This is a genomic window from Gardnerella sp. DNF01205, from assembly GCF_049244135.1.
GTDB classification, from domain to species: Bacteria; Actinomycetota; Actinomycetes; order Actinomycetales; family Bifidobacteriaceae; genus Bifidobacterium; species Bifidobacterium leopoldii.
In genome coordinates, this window is sequence record NZ_CP058378.1 from 777,478 (window position 1) to 792,070 (window position 14,593).

At 38.8% G+C, this 14,593-nt stretch carries 7 protein-coding genes; all 7 read left to right on the top strand.

The genetic code is table 11. The annotated features are described in order from the left end of the window. Nucleotides 1–31: 31 nt before the first annotated feature. The 7 genes from pulA (at nucleotide 32) to menA (ending at nucleotide 14,557) form a co-directional block, all read left to right on the top strand. Complete coding sequence (pulA, locus tag HXT47_RS03380; RefSeq protein ID WP_415688472.1) at nucleotides 32–5,899, top strand: type I pullulanase; 5,868 nt, start codon at nucleotides 32–34, stop codon at nucleotides 5,897–5,899. 179 nt (nucleotides 5,900–6,078) lie between these two features. Beyond that, nucleotides 6,079–7,761: a VWA domain-containing protein gene (locus HXT47_RS03385; protein WP_004119297.1), complete on the top strand. Its 1,683-nt coding sequence runs from the start codon at nucleotides 6,079–6,081 to the stop codon at nucleotides 7,759–7,761. Between the two features lie 52 nt (nucleotides 7,762–7,813). After that, on the top strand, nucleotides 7,814–9,241 hold the full coding sequence (locus HXT47_RS03390) for a glycoside hydrolase family 3 protein (protein WP_415688473.1): 1,428 nt from the start codon (nucleotides 7,814–7,816) through the stop codon (nucleotides 9,239–9,241). Between the two features lie 561 nt (nucleotides 9,242–9,802). Next, entirely contained in the window at nucleotides 9,803–10,429 is a 627-nt protein-coding gene (locus HXT47_RS03395) for a hypothetical protein (protein ID WP_004107001.1), read from the top strand. 223 nt (nucleotides 10,430–10,652) lie between these two features. After that, nucleotides 10,653–12,617 carry an ABC transporter ATP-binding protein gene (locus HXT47_RS03400; protein WP_415705900.1) on the top strand — a complete coding sequence of 655 codons (1,965 nt, stop codon included), beginning with the start codon at nucleotides 10,653–10,655 and terminating at the stop codon, nucleotides 12,615–12,617. Nucleotides 12,618–12,643: 26 nt separating this feature from the next. Then, entirely contained in the window at nucleotides 12,644–13,417 is a 774-nt protein-coding gene (locus HXT47_RS03405; RefSeq protein WP_004106997.1) for an energy-coupling factor transporter transmembrane component T family protein, read from the top strand. Nucleotides 13,418–13,471: 54 nt separating this feature from the next. Further along, nucleotides 13,472–14,557, top strand: a complete 1,086-nt coding sequence (gene menA, locus HXT47_RS03410; protein WP_004119308.1) for a 1,4-dihydroxy-2-naphthoate octaprenyltransferase — start codon at nucleotides 13,472–13,474, stop codon at nucleotides 14,555–14,557. The last annotated feature ends 36 nt before the right edge of the window (nucleotides 14,558–14,593 follow it).

Here is a 14,593-nt window from a genome sequence, read left to right on the forward strand (position 1 = left end):
CGTGTTGATACCAATGGAGGAAAGGATACTGATGAGTCATCGTCGACACTTTGCATCGAAGATGGTTGCTGTTGTTGCGTCTGTTGCAATGCTTGTAACTGGTTTTGCTGTTACGAGTAGTGCAAACGCTGTGACTAGCGGGGAGTCTAGCAATAGCAAAGAAACTTCTTCGAATGTAACTCTTAAAGGTAAAGGTGTTATTGTTACTGCTTTTCAGCAAAATTGGAAGAGTATTGCTCAAGAGTGCACTAAAACTTATGGTCCTGAAGGTGTGAAGTATGTGCAGGTGTCTCCACCGCAGGATCATATTAAAGGTAAAGCCTGGTGGACTTCTTACCAGCCTGTTAGCTATAAATTAAATTCTAAACTTGGCACTGAAGCTGAGTTTAAGCAGATGATTCAAACTTGCAAAGCGGCAAATGTTGGAATCATTGCTGATGCTGTTATTAATCACATGGCTGGCGCTGATAATAAAGATAAAGTCGGTGTTGGTGGAAGTAAGTATGATGTGTCTACTCAGACTTTTGAAGATGCTGGATACACTAAAGACGATTTCCATCAAAGTGCTGAAAATATTAAAGATTATACGAATGCTGAAGAAGTTTGGACTCACAGGCTTGTAGGCTTACTTGATTTGAATACTGGTAGTCAGCATGTTCAGCAAGTTTTAGGTAAGTATTTTGCAGATTTGTTGAAGCTTGGCGTTGCTGGTTTCCGTGTGGATGCAGTTAAGCATATTTCGCCAGAAGATATGAGGGGCATTAAAGCTTCTGCTATAAAGCAATACAACGAAAGTGTTGAAGATAGCAAAAAGATTAATGACATCTGGTGGATGCAAGAGACTATTGGCAACTCTTCAGAAGCTGCACAAATTCAGCCGTCTGCACATTTGAATGAAGGCGAAGTTAACGAGTTTGGCTACTCTTACCAGCTTAAGCAAAACTTCAAAGGCTCGCTGATTAAGGCAAGCAAGCCTCTGAACAAAATTCAAGACGGAATGGTTAAGAGCGATAAAGCTGCTATTTTTGTTACGAATTGGGATACAGAGCGCGGTAACAGCGTGCTTACGTATAAGGATGGTCGTCGTTACGCTTTAGCAAACGCGTTCATGCTCGCGTGGCCATACGGCACTCCAAACGTGTATTCCGGATACAAGTTCGATAAGAATGATGATGGCGCTCCTGGTGCAACTGATATTTCTGTTTCGGATGTGACTTGTGGTAAGGATTCCAATTGGCAGTGCACTCAGCGTTGGACTTCTATTCGTGGAATGATTGGATTCTACAATGCTGTGCAAGGTGCGAAAGTTACGAATTGGCAGGATGATGGAGACAATAACGTTGCTTTTAGCCGTGAAAAGAAGGGCTTCTTAGCAATAAACAATTCGCTTGACGAAAAAGAAGTTTCTTATAAAACTGATTTGCCTGATGGTGAGTATTGCAATGTGTACGCTGCAGGTGACTGCTCTAAGACTGTTAAAGTTGCAAAAGGTGAAGTTAAAACCAAGATTGGCGCTCGCGAAGCAGTAGTTTTACATGTTAATGCAACAAAAGCTACACATCCGGCTGGCACTGCTACAGACCCATCTGATCCTAAATATGGTGAAGAAAAGCCTGATGCAGGCATGCCAGAAGATCCTACAACAACTATTTACTTTAAGCCAGACGAAAAGTTTAACGGTAAAAAAGTATATGTTCATTACGGCATAGGCTCAAGCTGGACTCAGGCTCCTGGCGATGAGATGAAGAAGGCTTGCGACGGTTGGTATAAGAAGACAATTAGAACCAATGGTAAAGCTTATGAAGCAGTGTTTAATAATGGTGAAAACTACTGGTATCACGAAGGATATAATAATAACTTTAAGATTCCAGCTCACACTGATTCGTATTTAGCTCAAGATCACAAGGGTAGCGTTGGAGTAAATCCTTGCCCAGTAGCGTATAATCCAAAGACCACTGTTCGCATCCACTATGCACAAAAAGCGGGTGATACTCGCAATATTGGCATTTGGTTGTGGGGCAAAGACAAGGATGGTAAAGATTTACCTGGAGCTTGGTATAAGTTTAATGGCACTGATAAATTCGGCAAAGTTTTTGAAACTAAAGTTGATGGTGCTTTTGAAAACAAGTCACTTTCCTTTATTACTACTACAAAAGGTTGGAGTAAAGACGGTGGCGATCGTGCTATTGAAAACTGTGCAAGTGGTCTTGCTGAAGCTTGGGTAACAGGCGGATCGGATACTACACAGTTCACTGCTCCAGACAACCTTAAGAGTAAGCCAAAAGAATTAAAGGTAACAGTTCATTATCGCAGGAATGCTGGCGATTATGAAGGCTGGAACATGTGGACTTGGAACGACGGAACTAATGGATCTGCTCGTTACTTCACTTCGCATGACGATTACGGCAAAGTTGCAACCTTTACTGCTAAGAATGATGGTGGTATTGACAGTGTTGGTTTCAAAGTTAGAAAATCTACGCCAATTGACGCTTGGAATCAGCAAGATCCTAGCGATCGCAGTATTCCAAACAATGCTATTAAGATAGATCCAAGTGATCCAAACAAGGGTAGTGCTGAAGTCTGGTTAATGCAAGATGACATGACAGTGTATTTAAACGCTACTATGCCACAACTTACAGCTCACGTGATGTCTGCTGATATTGCTGGTTTAAAGAAGTTAGCTGTAAAAGTATCTGGAGATGTGTCTTCTGTAAAAGACTCTGACGTAACACTTTTGGATACTAGTGAAAATCCTAGCAAGAAAGTTGAAATTGCTTCTGCTAAAGCTAATGGTTCAGAGATTACTATCGAAACCAAGAATGACCTTAATATTAAGCATAAGTATGAGTTGAGTATTAAGGGATTAGCTACAGGTATTAAGCTTTCTGCTTCCTCGAAAACTGGTGCTAGCGTAATTCGTACCGATGAATTCGATAAGAAATACGCTTATACTGGCGATGATTTAGGTGCTGTGTATTCTGCTTCTTCAACTACTTTCAAGCTTTGGGCTCCAACAGCAACTGAAGTAAAGTTGATTACTTATAAGTCAACTGCTGAAAAAGCTGAAAAAGATAAAGAAACAGTTATGAAAGCAGAAAATCATGGCGTATGGTCTGTAAAGCTTGATGGCGACAAAGCTAATACGGCTTACGCATATGAAGTTCATTTTGCTGATGGCACAGTGAATGTTTCTGCTGATCCTTATGCTAAAGCTGCAGTAGTAAATGGTGAGCGTTCTGTTGTATTAGCAGATAAAGACGCTGGTAACGCTGGAAAGCGTATGCCAAAGTTTACGAATCCAAGTGACGCAACAATTGCAGAAATGGATGTTCGTGACTTCTCAATCGATCCAAACTCTGGTATTAGCGATTCTCATCGTGGTAAGTATCTTGGAGTAATAGAAGAAGGTACTAAGACCACAGATAAGCATAATATTTCTGGCTTTGATTATTTGAAGTCGCTTGGTGTCACTCACGTACAAATCATGCCAATGTATGATTTTGGTTCTGTGAATGAAGCAGGTAACTTGGGTTACGGTCAGCCAGGAGCTCAAAACTGGGGTTATGATCCGCAAAATTACAATGTTCCTGAGGGGTCTTACTCTACGAATCCTGCTAATCCAACAACGCGAGTTAAGGAAGCTAAACAAATGATTGCTGGCCTTCATAAGGCTGGTTTGCGTGTGATTATGGATGTTGTTTACAACCATGTTCATGATGTGCAAAAGCATTCGTTTAACAAGACAGTTCCTGGATATTACTTCCGTTATAAGGATGGCGCTCTGAATGGTAATTCTGGATGCGGTAACGATACTGCTTCTGAGCGTCAAATGATGCGCAAGTATATTTTGGATTCTGTGAAGTATTGGGCTACGCATTACAACCTTGACGGCTTCCGATTTGATTTGATGGGCTTAATTGACCTGAAGACTATGCAGGAAGTGCGTGCTGAGCTTAATAAGATTGATCCTTCAATTATTGTGCTCGGCGAAGGCTGGGATATGAATAAACTGCTTCCTAAGAGCGAGTCTACTATTCAGCCAAATGCTTATAAGATTCCAGGTGTAGCGTTCTTTAACGATTCCTTCCGTGATTCTACGAAGGGTTCTGTGTTTGGTGATGCGTCTACTGGTTTTGTCAATGGCAATACTAGTAAAGACACCAAGGCTTTGCTTGAGCATAATTTGCTCGGTTGCCAATTTGGTACAGGCAGTAAGACTGCAGATGGTAAGAGTACTATCAAGTGTTGGAATGGTAATGCTGAAACGCACTTTGCTGATGCAGGTCAAATTGTTCAATATGTTGAAGCTCACGATAACTTGTCGTTGTACGATAAGCTAAAGGTTTCTGCTACTCATGACACTGAAGACGTACGATTGAAGCGAGTAAAGCTTGCAAATTCAATGATTTTGCTTTCTCGTGGCATGCCATTCATTCAACTTGGTCAGGAGTTCTTGCGAACTAAGAACGGTAACGCTAATAGCTACAATTCTGGAGATAAAGACAATGCTCTTGATTGGAATCGTGCAACAGAAAAGTCTGATTCCGTGAACTATTTCAAGGGATTGTTGAAGTTACGCAAGAGCATTAAATCTCTTCGTGATTTTGATTATGCAACAATTAACAAGAACATGAAGATGATTGATGGCACTCCTGATGGTGTAATTGCTTACACGCTTAAAGATGCAGATAAGCAATACGTTGTAGTGTTCAATGCTAATAATGCTGAAACTCAAGTAAAGATTCCAGCAGGAAAGTATTCTGCTCTTGTTGCTAATGGCAAAGTTAATGACGCTGCTCAAGCTCAAGAGGCTAATGTTTCTGCCGACGGAACATATAAGGTTGCTGCTCTTTCGACTGCTGTGTTGCTTAATGCAGAAAAGACTCCAACTCCTAAGCCTGGTCCTGGTCCTGTTAATCCTCAGCCTGGTCCTGTAGTGCCAACACCTCAGCCACCAGCTCCTGGACCTCAGCCGCAGCCTGGTCCGCAACCAGCGCCAGTTCCAACTCCAACTCCTGGTCCTGTGAATCCTGCTCCGGCGCCAACGCCTCAGCCTGCACCAACACCGTCTCCGGCGCCGACTCCTCAGCCTCAGCCATCTGAGCATGAAACTCCAGCGAAGCCGGATCAGACTAAGCCAGGTCAGACTAAGCCAGGTCAGACTAAGCCAGGTCAGACTAATCCGGATCAGTCTAAGACTGAAACTCCAGCTGAGCATTCTGCACCAGCAAAGTCTGAACAGTCTGCGCCAGCCCAGTCTGAGCATTCTGCACCAGCAAAGTCTGAACAGACTGAGTCGGCTAAGTCTGAGCATTCTGCACCTGCAAAGTCTGAACAGTCTGCGCCAGCTAAGTCTGAGCATTCTGCACCGGCTAAGCCAGCATCAGCTGCTCCAGCTCCTACCGCTCCTGAAACTGTTCAGCAGCTTAATCCAGAATTAAAGGGAACTCTTAGCGTTGGTAACAATAACGTTGCAACTGCAGGTGTTGTTAACAGTGTAAGAATTAATCTTGTAAACAGCGAGTTCATCGAGCGTTTGCAGCGCGATGGAGTAGTTTATGCATACGCGTACATTTACTCGTCTCCTCGTTTGCTTAAGGGTGCTGATGGTTCAAAGTTTGTGACTGTTCGCATGGTTAATGGCAAGCCTCAGTTTGATGCTCAATTCCCAGCTGGATACATCGGAAAGCATACGGTTGTTTTGGTTGACGAGAAAGGTAATCAAGTTGCTTGGACAGATATCACAGTAACAAACAATGCAGTTTCGCAACAGCTTCATAGTTTAAGTGCGACAGGCAGTAATATATTCGTAGTTACTGCTGTATGCTCAATACTTATTGCTGCTGCGAGCGTATTGCTACTTCGTATTAAGAGTCACAAGCGCTATAGGAATTCGTGAGGTTTTATTAGTAAATAAATGAACTAATAAGTTCGCTCATTATAAAAGCCGAGGATAATTGCATTTGTTGCGATATCCTCGGCTTTGTGTTTGAAGCAGGGTATAGAATTAATAGATAGTTTGGTTTTTTATAACTGTATGTGAATGTTTTACTAATAAGGAAGAGAAAGAAGAAAATCATGTACTGCGTTAATTGCGGAGCTATTTTAAAAGATAATACGAGGTTCTGCACGCAGTGTGGTGCAGAAATTACTTCTTCAGCAAATAATACTCAGTCTCAGCAAGCAGAGCAGCCTCATCCTGAAGCGCAAACGCAAGTATTTTATACCAGCAACATTCCTAATCAGTATTATCGCCCTGAAGCAAATACACAATACCCGTATCAACAACAATACGGGTATGCGCAAGTTGCTGCTGAAAATGATGCGAAGCGAAGGAATATTATTATAGCTATTATTGTTATGATTGCTGTTATTCTTTCAAGTATTTTCGGGTATTGCATTTGGGATTATATGAGACCAAAACAAATTCCTTACGAAACTTTGCGAAAAGAAATTATGAAATCCAATAAATACGCGGATTATAAGTTGAAAATTGTTGACTCTGACGTATCTAAATATCCTCATGTAAAACTGTACTTTTCGCTTACTGATAGTAGTGGAAAAGCTTTGGAAATTGATTCTCCTACTGCTGCAATTCGTGAGAAGATTGGTGGTGGCAGAGAAGCTGAAAGACTTATCCATAAAGTTGAGCGCATTAAAGATAAACAAGGTGTTAATTACGAAATTCTGCTTGATAAATCTGGATCTATGGAAGATTCTATAGATACGATGAAACGTACTATGAGTGATTTTGTGCGCAATCTTAATTATAAGGTTGGCGATACAGGAGAGCTTATATCTTTCGATAGTTACTTAATGTATATGGCAACGTATACTAACGATAAAGATCGATTGCTTACAGGCATTGATAATATGACTCCTTACGGCATGACAGCTTTGTATGACGCACTTTATACCGGAATTACTAATGCTTCTAATCATCCTGGCTTTAATTGCGTAATTGCGTTTACTGATGGTCAAGATAATGAGAGTACTCATACTGCTGATGAGGTTATTTCTTTAGCTAAAGAAAAAGGTATTCCTGTATATTTGATTGGTACTAGTGAAGCTGATTCAAGTACTCTGCAAAATATTGCGAATGAAACGAATGGTTACTTCTGGGATATGAATTCAATTTCAGATATGCAAGAGGTAATGAATAGAATTCGAGTCAATCAAGATAATGTTTATTGTTTAGAATATGATTCTGATTCTTCTTCGAATGCGTATGCTGATCGAGTGGTTTCTGCATTGGTTGCAGATTCCAAGAATCATCAGTCTGGTGGTATTGGTGATGATTTGTCGTTTAAGCCAATTAAGAAGAAGAATTATAAGAAGGGTGCAACTCGCTTCGTGCTACATAAGGGCGATGTGAAGTGGACTGAAGCTAATAGTGCATGCATGCAAGATGGTGGTTACTTAGTAACTCTTACCAGTAAGAGTAAAGAGAAAAAGGTAATCAATATGGCGAAAAAGGAAGGCGTTAAGTATGTGTGGATTGGCGGTTATACTTCGCAACGTGAGAATGGTGACGTATTTGCGCACTGGGTTACTGGTGAAAAAGTAAAGTATGAAAACTGGTTGCCAGGAGAACCAAGTCGAAACGATAAAGATGGAGAGCCTGAGTTCTATCTTATGCTTTGGCGTTTAAATGATGAGTGGTCTTGGAATGATCAGCGCGATGATTTATTTACGACTCCTACATTGCGTAAAACCTTTAGCGGTAAAACTGGCTATGTTTGTGAGATAAATAGGCATTAGTATTACGCTACTACTTTTTGGTTCATTTTTAGCGAATTAGAGGAAACTCGTTATGCGAAAGCAAAGGACACGTAAACTACAAAGCAGTCCGCATTATGTAGATGGTCGCACTATGCAATATCGTAGTGCTCAGCATCATAATCAAATTGCAAGTGTTGTTCCAAGAAAGCGTTTTGCTGCTATTTTAGTGGCTATTATAGCTATTGTTTTACTTACAATATCTATGTTTGCTGCAGTATCTGTTATGCGCTCGCATTTTTTTAATGTTTCTTCTAAAACTTATGTTAGTAAGAAAACAGTTAACCCTGCGGATGTGGCTAAAAAACTTGAAGCACTAAAGCAAGCACGTAAAAGGCAAGCAAGACGGGGGATTGACCCTAATAGCAGTGTTGTTAAAAATGTGCTATCAAAGATGTCTCTTGAAGATAAAGTTGCTCAAATGTTCATAGTTAAGCCTGAAGAATTAGCTGGAACATACGGGACTGTGGTATCTTCTGGCTCGCAAATGCAGCAGTCGTTTAATTCCATACCTGTTGGCGGAATAATGTATAGCAGGGAGAATATTCAGAATCCTAATCAAACTCAGCAAATGATTTCTGGGTTGCAATCAATAAGCGAATCTAGAGTGTCACTGCCTGCTTTAGTAGCTGTTGATGAAGAAGGTGGCACTGTTGCGCGAGTTAGCTCAAATCCTCAAATGGGTGTTAATTCCTCGCCTAATATGAGGGATATTGGAGCGACTAAGAAAACTCGCAAAGCTTATAAAACTGGTGCTTACATTGGTAATTATCTTTCGAATTTAGGTTTTAATGTTGATTTTGCTCCAGTTGCTGATGTGATTACTAATCCGGATAATAACCTGATGATCAAGCGTTCATTCGGCTCTAATGCTTCGCTAGTTGCAAATATGACAGATGCGTTTACTGACGGTTTGCAAGAGCATCACGTTTTTGCCACGTATAAGCATTTTCCTGGTCATGGCTCAACTTTTGAGGATTCTCACAAAGGCGTTACTGTTTCGAACCAAACTCCACTTGCGTTAAGAAAAATAGATTTAGTACCATTCAAAGATGCTGTAGACACTGGTGTTAAGTTTATTATGGTCAGTCACGTGTCGTATCCGAAGATTACAGGTGATGATATTCCTGCTAGCATGTCTGAGAAAATTGTTACTGGTTTAGCTCGTAAAAAGCTTGGTTATAAAGGTATTCTTATTTCTGACTCTTTAGGAATGGGCGCAATATCGTTGCGCTATTCTCCTGGAGTTGCTGCAATTACAGGAATTAAAGCAGGCATCGATATATTACTTTCTCCTGCAAATTTGCGTCAAGCGTATTATTCTGTTGTTAATGCAGTTCGTCAAGGTAATATACCTGAGTCTCGAATTGATGAGTCTGTAAAGCGAATTATTGCAGTAAAATTGCAAATTGCTCAGCAATTAAAGAGTCAAAATGTAAAAAATTCTAAAATAACTAAATGAATCAGCGTGTTGCATTTATTTAAGTAAATTTTTTCTTTTACATTATTTCGGGAGTTTCTTTATTTAAAACGAGATTTTCTTTGCAAAATAAGGATTTACGAATAATAAATTTATAAATATTTTTGTAATAATTATTTCATTAGGAGAATATTTTTGAAAAAATGTTTGCATTTGTACTTTTATGGTGTTAGCATCATTTCCAACACAAACAAATATCGAATACTTCGGTTGGGGTTTGTGCGTGAACCACAGTTAGTATTAATGAGTTAAGGAGGCAGACATCATGCTTAACATGAACATGAATGCTGAATCTTTCGATACTCTTAATGCTGCACGTATGTGGTGGTGGCAGTCTTCTTTTTGGCGTGAGTTTACTCTGAAGTTTTAGAAGCTGCGTATAAAAGCTTGTAAAAGACCTCCGGGTAAGCCCCGGGGGTCTTTTTGTATACAAGCCTTAAATTTCAAAAATAACCAAATCACAAATCACAAATCACAAATCACAACAAAATATTCGATAGCTTTGTATTCAAATAATATGAAGCTTAAACAAGGAGAGAAATCATGGCTAATGAAACTAATGAAAAAGTTATGGAAGCTACTAGCGGCGTCGCAAATGCAACTGCTGATGTTGCGTCGGTAATGATGAAAAATGCGAAAGTTAAGAATCATGCACTAAATATTACTTCGTTAGTGCTGGTTGCAGTTCTATTTGCAGCAGGATGCATTCTTGATTTTACTGTTGCCAAGCCTCTTTCTATTGGAAATATCCAGCCTGAGTTTGTTATTGCTTCATTCTGCTTGGCGATTTTGTTGGTTCGTCCAAAGATTTATCAAGGAGCTATTATTGGAGCTCTTGCTGCAACATTAATCCAACTTAATACTTCGATTCCATTCCTTGAATATGCGTGTGACATTCCTGCTGCAATTATTATGACAGCTATTTTAATTGGATATGTCCATCTCTTCCCAAAGGATGCTGCTCGTAAAGTAAGTGTTTTCCCATTTATTGCAACTTTTGTTACAACAGTAATTTCTGGTTGCATTTTCGCTTCTATTGCTGCTTACTTTATTCTTCATTCTCCAAACATGGTAATCGTAATGATGCCAATTATTTTTGGTACTGCTGCATTTAATGCGATTATTGTTGAAATTCTTTATACTCCATTGCGACTTGTATTGCACAAATAATAAATAATGTAACTAAGAAATTCTTATGATTGCATGTTTAATTGCACGTTATACATCATTATTAACGAATGTGTTTAATGCGTATAAATGTATAAAGTCATAGAAGTATAAATATAAAGGTATAAAAGCAAGTTGGCATCAGTCTAATATGATTGATGTCAACTTGTGTTTTTGTGTTATTAATTTTTTAGCGTTTGCTCGGTGTGTTAGAGTTAGGAATGTTATGTCTCAGCAAGAAAAATATGTTGCAGATAATCATTTAGTTGATTCTGCCGAACCGTGTAAAGAGCCTATGAAAAAAAGTGATGAATCAGTAAAAGAAGTGCCATTGCTTGAATTAAGCAATGTATCTTTTCGTTACGATACTCATAGTGATGAAAGTGTTGCAAATAAAGATAAAAAAGACAATGAAGATAATTGCAACTATGCTCTTCATAAAGTAAACCTTAGTATTCATCAAGGTGAATTCGTTGGAATTATTGGACCTTCTGGGTCTGGTAAAACAACTCTTGCTTCACTTTTTTCTGGAGCAATTCCTCACCATTATTCGGGAAAGTTTTTCGGAACTGTCAGAATTGCTGGTCATGACACTACTACTCTTGAGCTCACTAATATTGCTTGTTTAATTGGCTCTGTTATTCAAGATATTGATGCGCAAATGGTTGCTGCAAACGTTGAAGATGAGTTGCTTTTTGGCTTAGAAAACTTCGGAGTTTCGCACGATGAAATTCCTGAGCGTATAGCAAATGCACTAGAAACTGTTGGTATTAGCAATTTGCGGAATCGTGATTTAGACACGCTATCTGGAGGTCAAAAGCAGAAGGTCGCAATAGCTGCTATTTTGGCTTTAAGGCCTAAAGTGATGGTTTTAGATGAGCCTACTTGTGCGCTGGATCCAGTTTCTTCACGTATGATTTTCGACGTTTTAAGTGATTTGAATAAAAACTTTGGTATTACTATTGTAGTGATTGAGCAAAAAGTAGCTTTATTAAGTGAATATTGCAAGCGTCTTATAGTGCTTTCTAAAGGTGAGCTTGTTCTCGATGCTCCTGTTTGCGAAGCTCTTAAAGATATAGAGTTACTTCGTAAAGTAGGTATTAATTATCCACGTACTACGCGATTGCTTAAACAATTACAAGATGAACAAATTTGCGATCCAGCACCTCTTAGTGTTGGCGTTGAAGAAACTGTAAATACTATTGTTAAAACTTTGCATTCTGATTATTCTAAACTTTCTAATAGCGATTACGCGCATGATGCAGAAGCTGATTTAGAACTTAATAAAGAAGATTCTAAAAGAGCTAACAATGCAGTTAATAATACTGATAAGCCATGCCTTTCAATAGATCATGTGAGTTTTGCTTATGCAAATGATGTCAAGGCTCTAAAAGATATTTCATTTGATGCTTATGCTGGTGAATTGATCGCACTAATTGGTAAAAACGGTGCCGGAAAAACTACTATTACAAAAATTATTAACGGTTTACTAAGACCTACTGAAGGTAGTGTAACAATTGATGGTATCGACACCAAGCCATTGCGAATTAGTCAAATAGCAAAATATGTTGCGACATTATTCCAAAATCCTGATCATCAATTATGTAAAGAGACTGTTCTTGAAGAAGTAGAGTTGAGCTGTATTTTAATTGGTGAAGATTCTAGTCAGGCGAAAACGCATGCAATGGAAATTATTGAGAAACTTGACTTAAATCCTACTGACAGCCCATTCATGCTTTCTAGAGGGCAGAGACAAATGGTGGCATTGGCTGCAACTGTCGTAACGCGTCCTAAAATACTTGTTCTCGATGAACCAACTTGTGGGCTTGATTACCATGAATGCGTGAGAATTATGCAAGTGGTTGAGGAGTTGCGAGCTCACGGTTGTTGCGTGATTATGGTTTGTCATGATATGGAAGTTGTGCTTGATTATGCAACTAGACTTATAACGATTAATGATGGAAAGCTTATTATTGATGGTTCAGCGCATGATGTTTTTGAAAAACCAGACGTCTGTTCAGCTGCTTCTTTATATCCACCATTATTGTGTGCTGTTTGCCAAGGTTTGGTTTCTAACGGTTTTAAGCAATGCTATGGATTGTATACGCGAAAAGAATTAGTTGAAGCGTTGCGTTTTGGTAAAATCGCAAAACTTAGTCAGAATAAGCAGCATAATCAGCAGAATAGTTAGAAGTAAAATAAAGGCATCTGATATTTATGAAAACGAGACTATTAACATATCAATCAGGCAACACATTCCTTCACCGCACAAACCCTATTGCGAAGCTAATTCTTGCTGCGAGTATTGTAATAAGCGTATTTATTGCTAAACAGTATTCTGTACTTATTGCGCTAGCTGTTATTATTTTTGTTGGCATGGCTTTTACTCATGTTGTTAAAACATTATTTGGCCTTATTAAAGCTATGCTAATAATTTCTTGCGTAATGTTTTTGCTACAAACTGTTATTGCTCAAAGTGGGAACTATATTTTTCTATGGTTTACGTTAAGAGGTATTGATATTGGAGCGAAAGCTTCTTTGCGTTTGTTCTGTTTTGCTTTTCCTCTTGTTACAGTGCTAACAGTAACTAAATTAAACGATCTTGCAAATGCTGTAGTCCAATATTTGCATATTCCATATTGTTATGCTTTTACTATAACTACTGCGGTTCGTTTTGTGCCTATTTTTGCGCAAGAAATGTCTCAAATCACAGAAGCTCAAATGGCTCGCGGAGTTGAATACGATAGTAAAAATCCATTTAAAAAATTAAAACTTATGATGCCTCTTATTGTGCCTCTTTTGGTTTCTTCAGTGCGTAAAGCAGATAGTTCTGCGCTAGCAGCGGAAGAGCGCGGCTTTTATTTGCGTACACGCAAGTCTTCGTATTACAAATACCCATTCGGATGGCGTGGATTCTTGTCTTTAGTTATTTCTGCACTTATTATTGCTTTACCAATATGCACTTCAATCTTTTTGCCAAATTTAGTGTAAAATATTTGTGTAAATCATAAATAAATAAATCATAAATAATTTATGAGGCTTTTGATGAAAAGTGTAAAAATTTGGCTTAAGGGTGCAAGAATTTACACGCTTCCAATAGGCTTAGTTCCTGTTGTTATGGCGTTTGCGGTTTCATTTAGAATGATGCGATTTTCGTATTTTGAAGAACCAATTATGCATCTAGAGCAATGTTTTATACAATTTTTCTTGTGCTGCATGGTTGCTGCGTTTATGCAAATCGCCGTCAATTATGCCAATGATTATTGTGACGGATTGAATGGCTTGGATGAGAATCGTAGTTTGCGTGCTTTAAGTAGCAATAATTCAAAGCCTTTATGCGATGTATCTTGGCGCCTTGCAAATGCTGGAATTTCCCCGAAATCTGTGCTTAAAGCTGTAATAATTTCTGCTTTTATTTCTTGTATTTTTGGTTTGATTATTGTTTTGCGAACTGGAATATATTGGTTTATTTTACTTGGAATTGCGTGCTTTGCTGCAGCCTGGTTTTATGCCGGGGGTAAACATCCTTACGGTTATAAAGGTTGGGGAGAAGTAAGTGCGTTTGTATTTTTCGGTCCTGTTCCTTTTATTGGTTCGTTATGCGCAATTACATATGGAATTGGTATTCCAGAAACTAGTATATTTATTAATGGCGGGCAAAGGATTTTGGCTTGTTTGCTAATATCTTGCATTCCTGGTGCTTATTCGGCTTGCTTAATGATGGTAAACAATCTTCGAGATATTAAAAGCGATAAAGAGCATGGAAAAATAACTGCTATGGTTAGAATTGGTGAGCGCAATGGTAGGCGTTTATGCGCTGCTATGAGCATTGTTTCTGCTGTTCTATTGATCGCATATTCTATTTTGATTATTGTGTTACCTTCTGCAGTGCCATCAATATGGCGCTTTTATAGTGTTGAAGTTTTCCTCAGTTTTAGTGCGATTGTATGCAATACTTCATGGCATTTATTTTTTGCTGCTTTTCAGTGGCTCTTATTGTTAGTCATTGCAATTAAAGCTTATAAGTTTACTAAATGTGTGCTTATAGGTGATTACAAGAACGCTTTTCCTATGTGCGTTGCTCAGGCAATACTTGGTGCGCTGGCTGTATTATTATCTGCGATTATATAAAATAAGCAAAATAGTGCTAATTGTATGTGCTTGTTC